The 13933-nt window shown below is 48.6% G+C and carries 16 protein-coding genes and 1 riboswitch; of the genes, 9 read left to right on the forward strand and 7 right to left on the reverse strand.

Translation table 11 applies throughout. The features are described from left to right. Positions 1-25: 25 nt before the first annotated feature. The 6 genes from C558_RS0126055 to glpX form a co-directional block, all read right to left on the reverse strand. Positions 26-823 (reverse strand): TatD family hydrolase, encoded by a 798-nt coding sequence (locus C558_RS0126055; protein WP_018759239.1) that lies wholly within the window; start codon positions 821-823, stop codon positions 26-28. Then, entirely contained in the window at positions 813-1673 is an 861-nt protein-coding gene (locus C558_RS0126060) for an ABC transporter ATP-binding protein (RefSeq protein WP_018759240.1), read from the reverse strand. The genes C558_RS0126055 and C558_RS0126060 overlap by 11 nt, the downstream gene beginning before the upstream one ends. Continuing rightward, positions 1673-2449: an ABC transporter permease gene (locus tag C558_RS0126065; protein WP_018759241.1), complete on the reverse strand. Its 777-nt coding sequence runs from the start codon at positions 2447-2449 to the stop codon at positions 1673-1675. The genes C558_RS0126060 and C558_RS0126065 overlap by 1 nt, the downstream gene beginning before the upstream one ends. Positions 2450-2505: 56 nt before the next feature. Beyond that, complete coding sequence (locus C558_RS0126070) at positions 2506-2799, reverse strand: thiamine-binding protein (RefSeq protein ID WP_018759242.1); 294 nt, start codon at positions 2797-2799, stop codon at positions 2506-2508. A gap of 21 nt (positions 2800-2820) precedes the next feature. Beyond that, positions 2821-3855 carry an ABC transporter substrate-binding protein gene (locus tag C558_RS0126075; protein WP_018759243.1) on the reverse strand — a complete coding sequence of 345 codons (1035 nt, stop codon included), beginning with the start codon at positions 3853-3855 and terminating at the stop codon, positions 2821-2823. A gap of 90 nt (positions 3856-3945) precedes the next feature. After that, positions 3946-4055: riboswitch (TPP riboswitch) on the reverse strand. 83 nt (positions 4056-4138) lie between these two features. Further along, a complete protein-coding gene (glpX, locus tag C558_RS0126080; RefSeq protein ID WP_018759244.1) occupies positions 4139-5122 on the reverse strand; it encodes a class II fructose-bisphosphatase in 984 nt (327 codons plus the stop codon). Positions 5123-5374: 252 nt separating this feature from the next. Between glpX and C558_RS0126085 the strand changes: the two genes are divergently transcribed. The 3 genes from C558_RS0126085 to C558_RS0126095 all read left to right on the forward strand — a co-directional run bounded on the left by C558_RS0126085 (position 5375) and on the right by C558_RS0126095 (position 7155). Next, positions 5375-5554, forward strand: a complete 180-nt coding sequence (locus C558_RS0126085) for a GapA-binding peptide SR1P (RefSeq protein ID WP_018759245.1) — start codon at positions 5375-5377, stop codon at positions 5552-5554. 114 nt (positions 5555-5668) lie between these two features. Then, positions 5669-6268 carry a CBS domain-containing protein gene (locus C558_RS0126090; RefSeq protein WP_342662357.1) on the forward strand — a complete coding sequence of 200 codons (600 nt, stop codon included), beginning with the start codon at positions 5669-5671 and terminating at the stop codon, positions 6266-6268. Between the two features lie 83 nt (positions 6269-6351). Further along, a complete protein-coding gene (locus C558_RS0126095; protein ID WP_018759247.1) occupies positions 6352-7155 on the forward strand; it encodes a pyruvate, water dikinase regulatory protein in 804 nt (267 codons plus the stop codon). A gap of 281 nt (positions 7156-7436) precedes the next feature. Here the strand turns inward: C558_RS0126095 and C558_RS0126105 are convergent, their stop codons facing one another. Continuing rightward, entirely contained in the window at positions 7437-8408 is a 972-nt protein-coding gene (locus C558_RS0126105; protein WP_018759249.1) for a LacI family DNA-binding transcriptional regulator, read from the reverse strand. Between the two features lie 157 nt (positions 8409-8565). Between C558_RS0126105 and C558_RS0126110 the strand changes: the two genes are divergently transcribed. The 6 genes from C558_RS0126110 (at position 8566) to C558_RS0126135 (ending at position 13921) form a co-directional block, all read left to right on the forward strand. Next, positions 8566-9759, forward strand: coding sequence for an MFS transporter (locus C558_RS0126110; protein ID WP_018759250.1), 1194 nt, complete (start codon positions 8566-8568; stop codon positions 9757-9759). A gap of 19 nt (positions 9760-9778) precedes the next feature. Further along, complete coding sequence (locus tag C558_RS0126115) at positions 9779-10570, forward strand: Cof-type HAD-IIB family hydrolase (protein WP_018759251.1); 792 nt, start codon at positions 9779-9781, stop codon at positions 10568-10570. A gap of 185 nt (positions 10571-10755) precedes the next feature. After that, a complete protein-coding gene (locus tag C558_RS0126120; protein ID WP_018759252.1) occupies positions 10756-11184 on the forward strand; it encodes a GntR family transcriptional regulator in 429 nt (142 codons plus the stop codon). Then, the gene (locus C558_RS0126125; RefSeq protein WP_018759253.1) at positions 11177-11866 is read left to right on the forward strand and encodes an ATP-binding cassette domain-containing protein; all 690 of its coding nucleotides are present in this window, start codon (positions 11177-11179) and stop codon (positions 11864-11866) included. Before C558_RS0126120 ends, C558_RS0126125 begins: the two co-directional genes overlap by 8 nt. Then, complete coding sequence (locus C558_RS0126130) at positions 11863-12690, forward strand: hypothetical protein (protein WP_018759254.1); 828 nt, start codon at positions 11863-11865, stop codon at positions 12688-12690. Before C558_RS0126125 ends, C558_RS0126130 begins: the two co-directional genes overlap by 4 nt. Before the next feature lie 13 nt (positions 12691-12703). After that, positions 12704-13921: a hypothetical protein gene (locus C558_RS0126135; RefSeq protein WP_018759255.1), complete on the forward strand. Its 1218-nt coding sequence runs from the start codon at positions 12704-12706 to the stop codon at positions 13919-13921. Positions 13922-13933: the final 12 nt, after the last annotated feature.

Below are 13933 nucleotides of genomic sequence, written 5' to 3' on the forward strand. Positions count from 1 at the left end.
TAGGATCACCTCGGTATGTAATCCTCTAAGTATACAACGTCACGGTGTTATTATACAAAATCGATGCGGCTTCTGCGGTAGATATCGACTTCAAGTCCGCAATCGCCCGGATTACATCAAGCACCATCTTCGGGTGTGTCTGCTGCCCCTCGAAGGGACCTTCGAACGGCCAAGGACCATCGGTCTCAACCATCAATTGTTCGATGGGATAGGTGCGCACTAAATCTTGAATTTCGGATTCGTAGAGCACATCCGGTGTAATTGAGATGAAGTAACCATTTCGAATCATTCGCTCAACCGTATGCGGCGTTCCCTTGAACCAATGGAAATGCGCACGTGTCACGCGATGCTTCTCTAGTAGATCGCAGGCGATGTCCGCATCTTCATAGACGGCATGCAGCACGATCGGACGATCTAGTTCGCGCGCCAATTCCACGAATCGATCAAGAAGTTCGATATAACCTTCCAGCGCAAATGGTTGTCCCGTTGCTTCCGCTTCTTGACGGTTGTAGTAAGGCAGGCCGACTTCACCAATGGCGAATCGCTCATCCGTATGCGCCCGAATCCATTGGAAGAGCAGCGCCTCATCTTCTGCCGAAGGGAGCGGCTGCTCGGGGTGGAACCCATAAGCTGGAATGACTTGATCCGGGTATGCCTTCGCTAGTGCATGCGTTGCCTGGCAGGAGTCATACCGCATGGATACAGCCACAACTTGCACCACATCTGCTGCAGCCGCTTCGGACAACAGCTTCTGTTGATCCTCCGGTGTATATTGATCGAGATGAATATGCGCATCGATCGCTCGAATCGAATTATCGTGCATGCTGACCACTTCCCGTCTGCAATAATTGATAGATATCCCGCTTCATGCGGATGAAGGGTTCGCAATTGATGATCGCTTCGTCTCGCGGGCGTTCGAAGGGCACTTGGAACTCCGCGATCGTCTGCGCCGGCGCAGCGGACAATACATAGATGCGATCGGATAAGAAGATCGCTTCTTCAATGCTGTGCGTGACGAGCAGCACGGAGCGGCGATGCTCCTCCCAGATGCTGAGCAGCCATTGCTGCATCTGCAGGCGGGTGAGCGCGTCGAGTGCGCCGAACGGCTCATCGAGGCAGATCAGCTCCTGCGGGCTCAGCATGGCGCGCACGAAGGAGGCGCGCTGCTGCATGCCGCCGGAGAGCACCTGAGGATACTGGTCCTCGTATCCTCCAAGCCCTGCGCGCGCGAGCCACGTCCGGGCGAGCTCGCGCCGCTCTTCACGCGAAGCGGTAGTAGGGGTGCCCCCCATACCGCTGCCGCGCTTCTTGGCGTTCGATTCTGCGATATCGAGCGCCATGAGCACATTCTGTTCCAGCGTGTACCATGGGAACAGCGCAGGCTGCTGCGGCATATAGCTGATGAGGCCTTTGCTGCCGGTAACATTGCTGCCGTCCATCCGAATCTCGCCGCTGTCCGGCTCAAGCAGTCCGCCAATGAGCTGGAGCAGGGTGCTCTTGCCGCTGCCAGAAGGGCCAATAATCGAGACGAATTCGCCCGGATGCACGGCGAGGGACAAGTTCTTCAACACGGTATGCCGCTGCCGATCTCGCTCGAACGATTTATTGATTTGAGACACTTCAAGCTTAGGGATTTCTTGCGTTCTATCCAATGCTGTCGTGTTGATCACCATCACCGACCTCCATTCTTGATATTCCAGCGAACCGCCCACTTCGCGAGCAATGCGAAAATGCCGAATAATCCTAAGCTCACGGCAACGATGACGACGATCGTTGCGAATACTTGCGCCGTCATGAAGCCATTCGCCGATAATTTGATATACGTGCCGAGCCCTTCCTTGGACCCGAGCCATTCCGCCGCGACAGCGGTAATGACACTATACGAAGCTGCGAGCTTCATTCCTGAGAAGAGATAAGGGAGCGCATTTGGCAGTTCTAGCTTCCATAGCAATTGCCGTTTCGTCGCGCCGATCATTTGCATATAATTCAAGTATTGCGGATCCGGCTGTGAGAGTCCGGTTAAGGTCGAGACCACGACAGGGAAGAAGCAAACAAGCATAATGAGAACGACCTTCGGCGCAATCCCATAGCCCAGCCAGATGATGAGCAGCGGGCCGGTTGCGACGATCGGAACATTTTGCGTCAAAATAAGCAGGGGGTAAATCCCTGATCTGAGAAACGGAATGACATGCAGCAGCACAGCCAGAACGATCCCAAGCCCAATGCCGCTGCCCAATCCGAGCAGGGTGATGCGTATGGTCGATGCCGCATGCATCCATAGCCGTGCGCGCACATCCGCTTGGGTGAATACTTCCAAGATTCTTAGCGGACTCGGGAGTAGGAATTCTTCAATATGTCCCCAAGTCACCGCGAGCTGCCAGATCACAAGAAAAGAGAAGAGGACGGCCACAGGCGGCCATCCTACTTGGAACCAACGTTTTTTCATCATTTTCTACAACATCCTTAATCGAGGATGTTCAAAAAGCCGACTTTTTGAACTCTCACTTAATCGTATTTTTCCGTTAACTTATCCATGGATGCGCCATGGGTTGGATTATAGAAAATTTTGACCTGCGAGATCACGGCTGGACAACCATCGTCGATCATCGCTTCGTTCATGACTTTCACAATATCGAGCAGCTCGCCGAGTTCGCCTTCCATCGTCGTCTCAAGCGGTGCGACGCGGTATTTCACGCCGGAATTATTGATGACTGAAATAGCGCGATCCACATAAGGGATGACATCCTCGTAGTTTAATGTTTTCGGGATAATTTGAATACTCAGTAGTGCGTTGGCCATGTTCCATTCCTCACTCTCTTTTTATTGTTTCGGTAAAAAATCATTCGTAAACGCTTTGTCCGGATCAAATGTGCCTGTCAGCAATTTGTGTTCTGTCATCCAATCCGCATAGTTGACCCACACGTCACGCTTCTGTAAGCCCCAAGCCGCTGCATCGTCTTGATAACGCGGGCTGAGCCATTTCTGGCTTGCTTTTACAAGATCGGCGTTCAAATCTGGCTCTGCCTTAATGAGAATATCTGCTGCTTCATCCGGTTTCTGAATCGCAAATTCATATCCTTCTGCTGCACCCTTGACAAAGGCGCGTACGAGGTCAGGCTTTTCGGCAATCATCTTCTCGCTTGTAGCAAGAACTGGTGTATAGTAATCCAATTTTGAGCTGTAGTCCTTCAAATAAATCATGTTCATCGGCTCTTTGCGCAGTTCGGCTTCCACACCCGTCCACGCATAGTAGATCCATGCAAAGTCGATGTTGCTCTTCGTCGCTGTGAAATAATCCGCGCTGCCGATGCTCACATTGTTGACCTTCTTCACATCCGCTTTCTCGGTCTCCATCAAGGACTGTAGCATTGCTTCTTCATTCGGAGATCCCCAGCCGCCGTAGGTTTTGCCTTCAAAATCTTTTGGCGACTTAATGTTCTTGTCTACAGGGGATGCGAATCCTGAAGTGTTGTGCTGAATGATCGCCGCTAGCGAGACGATGGGCACGTTCTGCGTACGTCCGAGTGTAATATTCTCTTGGTAGCTAACCCCGAATTCGGCGTTCCCCGCTGCGACCATCATATCTGCGCCGCCTTCACCTGGTTGAACGATTTCGACATCTAAGCCTTGTTCTTTGAAAAATCCTTTATCTCTCGCGACATATAGCCCGGTATGATTCGTGTTCGGCGTCCAGTCGAGTACGACTTTGACCTTCGTTAGTTCTTTCGGTGCTTCCTGCTGCTGAGCTGCCTCACCGCTCTGTTCTGCAGTTTTGGTTGGTTCTTCTGTTTTGCCGCTGCATCCTGCGATGACGATGAATAGTGTGAGACAGATGAGCCATAGTGATTTTTTCATGGTGACAGTTCTCCCCTTTTTTGATTTTCTGTAGTTCGACTGACAAATAAAAAACGCCCCCAACCGGAGGCGTTAGCATAAGCGAATATCACAGAAAATAAGCTTCGTTCCTACGCTGGCATTATCCAGATCAGGTATAAGGGTCAGTGTCATATGGGACACAATCTCAGCCGGCCATTCCAGCACCCCTGGGGGTATTCAATTCATCAGGCGTCCTCATTATATCAAAAATAGAAGAGAATGCATAACAAAATTTAAGAATTTAGCTAAGTAGTCAAAACGTTTAAATGACTTGCCCTAAATAGGCGTCTAGTTGAGGCTTGCTCGGCATGTAGTGAATGGAGCGTAGGTATCGAATCGTACGCGTCTCGGCACGCATCACAATGGAATGTGTCTCGGCTTGATCGCCTGCGAGGAACTTCACACCGCCGACGAAATCACCTTGCGTGATTCCTGTTGCCGCGAAGATGACATCGCCTTTACCTACCATTCGTTCCATCGTTAGCACTTCGTGCGGATTCATAATATTCATCGCGTAGCAGCGATTTAGTTCTTCTTCGTTCATCGGCATCAATCTGCCTTGGATTTCCCCGCGAAGGCATGTCAGCGATGCTGCGGCCAATACCCCTTCCGGCGCACCGCCAGATCCGATATAGAGATCGACCCCTGACTCTGGAAAAGAAGGTGCCATGGCACCCGCGACATCGCCTGCATTGAGCAATCGAATGCGAACGCCCGCGTCGCGTAGAATACGAAGCTGCTTGGCATGACGCTCGCGGTCCAGAATAGAGACGGTCAGCTCCGAACGTTTCTTGCCAAGCCCAAAAGCGGCTTTCTGCAGCGTCAGTTCGAGCGGATCGTCAAGGCTCAATAAGCCGGCAAGCGCAGGACCGCAGGCCAGCTTCTCCATATACATATCCGGCGCATGAAGGAGCTGTCCGCGTTCGGCGATCGCCATGACCGCAAGCGCTCCGTTCAAGCCTTTCGCGACGAGCTCCGTACCTTCAACAGGATCGACGGCAATGTCGATCGCTTCGCCTTCGCCATTACCGACCTCTTCTCCAATATATAGCATCGGCGCTTCATCCATCTCGCCTTCGCCGATGACGACTTTCCCGTGAATCGGCACATTTTTGAACATGCTCCGCATGGCTGTTGTCGCCGCATCGTCTGCTTCATTTTTCATGCCTCTACCGGTCCATTGCGCAGCCGCGATGGCTGCCGCTTCCGTTACTCGCACCATTTCTAGTGATAATAGTCTTTGCATTATAGGGCCTCCATCTCTATTTATGATGTATTATTAGGCTTTACATTCTCTATTTATTATGACACAATAAATCATATGATGTATATCTTATTTTTGCAACAACTATTATCTATCCACATAAAAAGAGCGTAATAAGTACAATATAAGCCACATACACTTTTCAGTAGCAGATGAACTATACGTTCTGATTCCTTAAGATTGTTACATCATATATACCGGACTTATTTCATAATGAAGAGGGGATGAAACAACATGAATGAAGCGATGAATGAGTTAAGATGGGGCGTTGTGCTCTGCTCGCGTTGTAACAGCATTATTGACATGGTAGAGACGGAGAAACCGTCCGTTTATTATAGTCAGTGTAGAAGTGGTCAATGTTCTGCTGAATCCGGCGTCGTGAGGGAAGATTCCTCCGATCCTTATAGCGGCTAAGGACATGGACGAATAGGTGCAGATACGATATGATGAGGGTAATTGTAAGCTGAACCGAATTCAGTAAGAATTAAGGAGTGAAGGGTCATACAGCTATCGTCGCGGCAATATGAAATTCTACAACTTGTACAAGATCATGCTCCGATTACCGGGGAACAGATTGCTGAACAGCTTGGCGTCAGTCGGCCAACCATTCGTTCGGATTTATCGATTCTCGTCATGCTCGGTCATTTGGATGCGAAGCCGAAGGTCGGATATTTCCTCGGCAAGCAGAATCGTCAAGAAAACCTAGTCTCGCCAGATGTCCTGGTGAGAGATGTGCAGATGCCGCCGATTATCGTGCGCGAGACCGCCACGGTAAGCGATGCGGCTGTTGCGCTGTTCCTGGGCAATACCGGTGTACTCATCGTGACGGACGAAGATGGAGTGCTGCTCGGCGTCATTTCCAGCAAGGATCTGCTGAAGGTAACGATCGGTAACCCGAGTGCAGCTACTTTGCCGGTTGGCGTCGTCATGACACGGATGCCGAATATCGTGACGGCTTCCCCAGAGGATCATTTACTGGATGTTGCCCGGAAAATGGATGATCATCATATCAGCACCTTACCTGTCGTTATCCCGTATGGAGAGAGCAAATCGCCAGAGAGATGGGAAGTCGTCGGACGCATTTCGAAGACGACCGTGAATAAAGTTATTTTAAAACTTGCAAAATGAATGGGTTTCATCAAGTTACCTTATGATCACGAACCGAAAGTCGTATTGACTTGAGCCATATTGGAAAAAGGGGAGAAGGATGAATGGGGCAGGAGTCACAGCAGATGATCACCATATGCTCGGACTCCGTCGGTGAGACGGCGGAGAGTGTCGTTCGAGCGACAATGAAGCAATTTGCCGGACAAGACGTACAGTTGCGTCGAATCGGGCAAATTAAGTATGAAGATGATATACGCGCCATTATGGAAGAAGTCAGTCGGATCGGCGGTTTTGTTGCGTACACGCTCGTTCAGCCTGAACTGAGGGAAATGATGCGATCCGAAGCCATCCGACTCGGGATTCGTGCCGTCGATATTATGGGTCCGATGATGCAAGCCTATATTGATACATTCCATGATGCGCCGAGCCGTAAGCCGGGATTGCTGCATCAGCTGGATGAACATTATTTCCGCCGCATGGAAGCGATTGAATATTCGGTGCAATATGATCATAGTCAGGATGTGAAGACGCTGCCTGAAGCGGACATCGTGCTGCTCGGCGTATCGCGTACCTCCAAGACACCGCTCAGCATTTTCCTCGGTCATAAAGGCTACAAGACAGCGAATGTGCTCGTCGTACCGGAGATGAAGCCACCGAAGGAACTGTTCCAGCTCACGAATCAACGCGTTGTCCTGCTCACGATGGACCCGGAGCAGATGCTCAAAATTCGGACCGAACGATTGAAGACACTCGGTCTCCCAGCAGGCGCAAGCTATACGACACGGGAACGCATTCAAGAGGAGCTTGATTATGCGCATGCGCTCGCCGAGCAGCTGCAGTGTCCGGTCATCGATGTGACGGATAAAGCGATTGAGGAGACGGCGGGACTTATACTAGGGAATATATAAAAGATGCCAGACCTGTGAGGGTCTGGTTTTTTGTTGTTCGACTGTGGGGGATGAATGTAGAGGGAGGGGAGGGGTGTCTCGTTCCAGCCGATTCTTGTCCGCCATTTGCTTGAATAGATTGGAAGGATACAAATGGCTACCAAAGATCGGACGCAGGCTCTTCCACGTGACACCCCTCCTCCTTTTGACATTCATGAAGGGTTCGAACAACACAAAAGAAGTCAGTCCCTCAAGGGTCTGGCTTCTTTTTGTGGAGGGGCGGCAGAGTGGATGGAGCTGCGCTAGGACGGCGCACTCGCTCCTGCCTTAGCTCTGATGACGAGAGAATGCCGAACCGGGATTCGCGCATTCTCTTCACTCAATAAGAGCGAGACGGCCTGTTCGCCAATGCTCGTCATATGATAATTCACGCTCGGGAAGCCTAGGATTTCACTTAATGGCGTGTTCTCTTCGCCAATGATCTCGAAATCTCGCGGATAGCTGTAGCCGAGTGATTGCGCTGCAGCGATAATGCCAGCGGCGACCTCGTCGCCATTGGTGAAGATCGCGTCTGGGATGATCGGCTTCTGGAACATGACCTCGCCAGCACGTTTCCCTTCTTGATAGTCGAAGCATTGGTCGAAGAATTGATTTTCATAATCCTCGGAGATGATTTCTTGATACGCCTGAATGCGTAATCGGGTGCTTGGACTCGATTGAACATCTCTCCCCGAAGTGAAATGGATATGCTCATAGCCTTTGTTCTTCAAATGGTTGAACACTTCAATATACGCGGCATATCGATCTGGGTACACAGACGGAATATGCGGGACAGGACAAGCCTCGCAGCATACGATTTTGCCCCATTCGGACAAGGTTTGAATTTGTTCATGATGTAGGGTATGCGACGTGAGCAGAATGCCATCGATCGTCTTCTTTTTCAATAGTGTAAGATAGCTGCTCTCAATGACATTCTCGTAATACGAAGGCAGCAAGAGAACTTGGTAATGTAATTCATGGGCTTTTCTCAGTATGCCGTTAATGAGTTCATCGAAGCAAGAGTTATTGTTATACGGCACAATGACGCCAATGGTATTCGTCTTTCCTCGGCTGAGCTTTACCGCGTTGCCATTCACCGAATAATTCAGTTCCTTCATGACTGCCATAACCTTTTCTTGCTTGTCCTTAGCGACATAAGGATGATCATTGAGAACGCGGGACACGGTTGCAATGGAGACACCCGCCATCCTAGCGACATCTTTAATATTCGCCATAAAGGCTCTCCCCCTTTTCTACACATTCGGACTCATTGTAACATGTCGATTTCTTTTTTAGAAATAAGGATTTGTATGCTTGACTTGAAACGCATTTCATTCTTTACAATGAACAACATCAGCAGGAATATTCCTAATTCTAGAAGGAGGCTAAGGCATGAGAACCTTTGCGATTGCATCGTATTCATTGTATTTTCTAGCAGGACTGGTCATAACAACGATCGGTTCCGTGATGCCGCAATTGCTTGCTCACTATGAACAATCTTATACGGTCGGGGGGCAAATGGTCTTCGTGAGTGCAGTCGGATTTATTGCAGGCGTGCCGATTTCCGCATGGCTTATGCGAGGATTGAAGAAAGAAAAGTATGTCCTCGCGCTCTCTGCGGTTATCATTGCGATCGCACAGCTCAGTATAGGGTCGCTTCCGTCGTTCGGCTGGGTTGTGGCGCTCAATTTCATGAATAGTGTTGGCGCCGCTGCTATCGAGTGTGTCGTAGCAACGCTCATGATGGAAGTGTTCGTGGGCCGCCGTGCGGTGGTTATGAGTTATCTTGAAGTATCATTCGGTATTGGTGCGCTCTGTATGCCGCTGATCGCCAGCGTATTGATTGCGAACCAGGCCTGGCAGTATTCCTTTTTCGTAACGGCCTGTCTTGGATTGATCATGGCCGTGGTATGGTGCTTCATATCCTTTGCGAAGGAGCGGTCAGATGAGGCACAGCCGTTGGATGCGAATATCGCACCGCCGCCGATGTTCAAGAACAACCACATGAAGCGCTACATACTGTTCGCATTCGTCTTCTTGATTTTCATCTATAGCGGGATCGAAGGGAGTCTGAATCATTTCATGTCTTCCATCTTCCTGAACCATTTAGAAGTTACACCTTATTACGCTTCACTGAGTATAGGACTATTCTGGATGGCGATGGTCGTCGGCAGAGCAGCTACGGGTTGGATTATCCGCAAAGTAAATTATGCGCAATATTTGCGCTGGAGTATGTTCGGCACGCTCGCGGTGATCATCCTGTTTGCGTTATGTAGGGAGGCCGTGGTCGGCTTTATCTTGGTCATAATGATGGGGTTAACGATGTCGGGCGTCTATTCGATTACAATGGTGTACGCGAATCATACGTTTCCTGGCATGGCGCGGCTCGTGACCAGTCTGGTTACGGCTTTTGCCGGATTCGGAGCAGCGGTCTTCCCTGCCTTGATCGGGTATGCGATGGACCATTCTGGCACGGTATCTGCGCTATGGTATATTGCTGGCTTTGCAGTAATTTACTTGCTCATCCTGCTGCTGGGCATTGGTAGATTTTATCGTCATCAAGCGGGCGTGGCGTTAAACGAATGAAAAATAGGAGGACTTGAAAATGTGTATTCAGATGATCGCTGTAGATATGGACGGCACGTTTCTAAATGACCGTAAGGACTACAATCGGGATCGCTTTCGGGAGCAGTATGCGGAGATGAAAAGAAAAGGGATTCGCTTTGTCGTAGCTAGCGGGAATCAATATTATCAGCTGAAATCCTTCTTCCCTGAAATTGAACATGAAATCGCTTTTGTTGCGGAGAATGGCGCTTATATCGTTGACGGGAATGAGGAAGTGTTCACAGGTCGAATGTCCGTGGAGACGATTGCGAAGACGCTGGAAATTCTGAAGCACTATCCTTCCTCGAACATTGCGATATGCGGCAAACAAAGTGCGTACATGCACCATGATGAATCCGATGACTATTATGACTATTCCATTCAATTTTACCATCGCTTAAAGAGAGTAGAAGATTTAACGCGGATTGAGGATCAATTGTTCAAATTTGCCCTTCGGTTTCCGCTTGAAGAGCTGGATCAAGGACTTGTGAACTTAAAACGTGAGTTAGGGGAGGAGGTTACCCCTGTGGCGTGTGGCCATGGGGATGTGGATATTATTGTGACAGGCATTCACAAGGCGCATGGCATTCGGATGCTTCAGCAAAAATGGCAGATTGCAGACGATAAGACGGTAGCTTTTGGCGATAGCGGCAATGATATTGAAATGCTAAGGCATGCACATTACAGTTATGCGATGGAACATGCGAGTGACATTGTGAAGAGGGCGGCGAAGTATCAGATCGGTTCGAATAATGCTGAAGCTGTGCTGGATGCGATAGACAGCCTACTATGAGGGGCATATGGAAGCCATTCCGACGAGGAGTAGGCTTCTTTTATTTCATTGGGATCATGTTATACGAGATAAAAATAATGAAAACGAGCTATTGACACTATGATGTATTACGGGCATAATACACACATGAAGTGTATGAACTACATAGTACACACACTTGGCGATGAAGACGAGGGGTGAACATAATGATGAATGAAGGGTGGACGAGTGTTGTTTTTAATAACCGAGACCCTGTCTATCTGCAAGTCGTTAGGCATTTCAAAGAGCAGATCGCAACAGGCCGATTGAAGGCAGGGCAGGTTATTCCTTCCCGCAGAGAACTCGGCGCATTGCTCAAAATAAATCCAAATACAGCGCAGAAAGCTTATAAGGAAATGGAGGAGCAGCGGTTGATTATTACAGAGGGAAATTCACCGAGTCGGATTACCGAGGAGGCTGCAATATTGCGAGCTATCCGTTCGGAACTCATAGAAAGTGCAGTGGAATCTTTTGTCGTGTCAGTTCGGAGAATTGATGTACCCGTCGATGAACTGCTGGATCTTGTCAGGACGAAATATGTGGAGGAACGTGCCCGTACGAATCAAGCGGAGGAGGGGGGCAGCATCCATGATTGAGGTTATTGATGTTCATAAACGATTTCGTGGACGCAAAGTATTGAACGGTGTCTCCTTCACCGCGGAGAAAGGGCAGATTACATGCCTGATCGGCATCAATGGAGCGGGCAAATCGACGATACTTAAGGCAATTATGGGTCTTACACCGCTGAAGAGCGGTATGATTCGAATTGATGATGCGCCTGTTGGGCCGGCGATGTATGAGAAGGTTGCTTTCGTACCCGATCACCTAACGACACCAACCGGGATGAGATTGTCGGAGGGCATCCAGTTCATGAAGGATTTCTATCGGAATTGGAATGACGTTCGTGCAAATGAATTATTGGCGTTCTTTAAGTTGGATCGGACGGAGCGTGTGGGTAACCTGTCTAAAGGGATGGCAGCGAAGTACAGCCTATTACTCGGTTTATCGCAGGACACGGACTACATCTTAATGGATGAGCCGTTCTCAGGGATTGATATGTTCAGCCGCGAGATTATTGCGGAAGTCTTCTCAACGGATCTTATCGAGGATCGTGGGGTACTTCTAACCACGCATGAAATTGATGACATGGAGCATTTGATCGATCAAGCAGTACTGCTTCAGAATGGTTCGGTTCAGCTTGCCTTTGATTGCGAGGAAATGCGTACGACGGAAGGGAAGTCCGTCATTGATGTGATGAGGGAGGTGTATACGGGATGAATCGGTATTTGAAATTGGTCAACATGGAAATTCATCGCTTCCGGTATATTCTCGCTTCCTTAATGGTGGTAACGCTGCTGTCCCAGTGCGGATCGTTGATTTGGACGATCCAGCGTGTCGTATCAGCCAAGGAGAAAGGGCTTACCCAAGCGGAGGTCGGATTTGCCATTCCTAAATTCCTTTCGTTCCCATGGGCCATCGTGAATACAAAAGTGTGGTTCATCCTGCCGATTTTGCTGAGCATTACCGTGCTGGTCTTGTATTCAATGATCATCTGGTACCGCGATTGGTTCGGTCGGTCGACGTTCATTTATCGGCTGCTGATGCTGCCATCGGCGAGATGGGTACTCTATGTATCTAAGCTGACAGCTATTTTGACCTTTGTATTTAGTATGATTGCTTTCCAATTGGTATTGTTGGTTGGAGAGAATATGCTCTTTAAAACGATCGTGCCGGCTGGTATGCGAACGGATTCGACTTTCGTTGAAGCGAGTACGATAATTCCTGTGCTGGACACGTTGTTACCAAAGCAATTTGAGCAATTCATCTATTCCTATGGACTAGGGATTATCGGCGTCATCGTCATATTTACAGCGGTTCTACTTGAGCGAAGCTACCGGCGCTTAGGCATTCTGTATGCAATTGGTTATTCCGCGGCATGTGTGGGTGTGATTCTTTCCCCATTCATCCTAGGTCTGGACCGTTCGAACAGTTATTGGTATCCGAGTGAAATCTATACGATGGAGCTAGCTGCTTGCCTCCTTATCTCTGTAATCTCGGTTTGTCTTGGATTCTGGCTTCTTCGCAAGAAGATTACGGTATAAAGGAGGGATTACGATGAAACGTTATTTACTATCGATTGTTCTCGGCGTCTGTACGCTTGGCATATTGTGTACGTATTATACTTATGGCGCAGCGGATCATTTGCCTGAATATAAGCTGACGACGGTTCAAGGAGATCCGAAAGAGGGAGCAGACCTAGAACTTTCCGGTAATTATGATGGAAGAATGCATACGGAATCATTGGTCGTTAACGGGAATGGAAGCAAGTATCGGAGTCGAGAGACCCTGCGTGATCAGATTCTAGGTGCGCGTTCATGGGTATATAACAATAAGGAGATGGAACAATGGGTACGCGACCACCGGCAGTTCATGCGCGGCAAGGACCAAACCGAAGGTTTCTATAAGGATGATGAATGGTTGGTTTATGTGAAGGTGAAGAGTCCATTGGGACGTGTTAATCAGAAGGAAGTTGAATTAAGTGTGGAGCGATTGAATCTCAAAACCGATGAGGTTCAGCAATACACAACACAAATCCCTGTCAAGTCTGATTCTAGTAATTTCACCAATGTGGTTGATGTACAGCGAATCAAAGATCAGCTTCATGTACTTGCTTCACAGGATACGGATAAATCTATTCAATATTTTGACTATATGCTGAACTTTGAGAGTGGTGCCTTCATCCAGGGGGAACAAATTACGCATTGGAATAATACGAACAAAGATATAGAGTTTGATTATGATATCCTCTACAATGCAGGGGATCCGAGCGGGTATGCTGTGTTTAAGGTGCAAGAGAATAAAGTCAAATCAAGGGGAGAGAATTCTTATTCTTTTGAACCAAGTGGGGTGCATCTCTATGTTTACTCGTATCAATCAGGGAAACTATCGGCCTTGCCAGATCCGAAGCAGATTCTTATTCACGGAACCGTCTACGGACATACGGGTGAAGTCCTGAATTATGTCAATGTCGATAAAAATGCCGTTCATCTCTCGCGTTACAATCTCTCTACAGGTCAAGAAGAGCGGGATTATGCCACAATTAAGGCTACAGAGCTAGACGCAGCAGAGATTCTAACGGCTAATCTATTCGAGGATCGAGTCTATGTTTTGATGAAAAAGGGTGTAACTCCGCTTATTGCTGCGCTGGATGTATCTAATGGAAAAGTGCTTTATGTAGGTGAAACGGCGCTTGAAGGATCTGCATTGGATCGTGAAAAAGAAATGAAGTTGTTAAATCTCTATAATATAAATATAACCAAGACCACTTCTTAGAAAAGAGGTACA

It is taken from the genome of Paenibacillus terrigena DSM 21567 (genome assembly GCF_000374845.1).
GTDB lineage: Bacteria > Bacillota > Bacilli > Paenibacillales > Paenibacillaceae > Paenibacillus_K > Paenibacillus_K terrigena.

Excerpts from the sequence above, each read along its gene's own strand:
- C558_RS0126055 (WP_018759239.1), bottom strand. The coding sequence starts at position 823 with ATGCACGATAATTCGATTCGAGCGATCGATGCGCATATTCATCTCGAT.
- C558_RS0126060 (WP_018759240.1), bottom strand. The coding sequence starts at position 1,673 with ATGGTGATCAACACGACAGCATTGGATAGAACGCAAGAAATCCCTAAG.
- C558_RS0126065 (WP_018759241.1), bottom strand. The coding sequence starts at position 2,449 with ATGATGAAAAAACGTTGGTTCCAAGTAGGATGGCCGCCTGTGGCCGTC.
- C558_RS0126070 (WP_018759242.1), bottom strand. The coding sequence starts at position 2,799 with ATGGCCAACGCACTACTGAGTATTCAAATTATCCCGAAAACATTAAAC.
- C558_RS0126075 (WP_018759243.1), bottom strand. The coding sequence starts at position 3,855 with ATGAAAAAATCACTATGGCTCATCTGTCTCACACTATTCATCGTCATC.
- glpX (WP_018759244.1), bottom strand. The coding sequence starts at position 5,122 with ATGCAAAGACTATTATCACTAGAAATGGTGCGAGTAACGGAAGCGGCA.
- C558_RS0126085 (WP_018759245.1), top strand. The coding sequence starts at position 5,375 with ATGAATGAAGCGATGAATGAGTTAAGATGGGGCGTTGTGCTCTGCTCG.
- C558_RS0126095 (WP_018759247.1), top strand. The coding sequence starts at position 6,352 with ATGGGGCAGGAGTCACAGCAGATGATCACCATATGCTCGGACTCCGTC.
- C558_RS0126105 (WP_018759249.1), bottom strand. The coding sequence starts at position 8,408 with ATGGCGAATATTAAAGATGTCGCTAGGATGGCGGGTGTCTCCATTGCA.
- C558_RS0126110 (WP_018759250.1), top strand. The coding sequence starts at position 8,566 with ATGAGAACCTTTGCGATTGCATCGTATTCATTGTATTTTCTAGCAGGA.
- C558_RS0126115 (WP_018759251.1), top strand. The coding sequence starts at position 9,779 with ATGTGTATTCAGATGATCGCTGTAGATATGGACGGCACGTTTCTAAAT.
- C558_RS0126120 (WP_018759252.1), top strand. The coding sequence starts at position 10,756 with ATGATGAATGAAGGGTGGACGAGTGTTGTTTTTAATAACCGAGACCCT.
- C558_RS0126125 (WP_018759253.1), top strand. The coding sequence starts at position 11,177 with ATGATTGAGGTTATTGATGTTCATAAACGATTTCGTGGACGCAAAGTA.
- C558_RS0126130 (WP_018759254.1), top strand. The coding sequence starts at position 11,863 with ATGAATCGGTATTTGAAATTGGTCAACATGGAAATTCATCGCTTCCGG.
- C558_RS0126135 (WP_018759255.1), top strand. The coding sequence starts at position 12,704 with ATGAAACGTTATTTACTATCGATTGTTCTCGGCGTCTGTACGCTTGGC.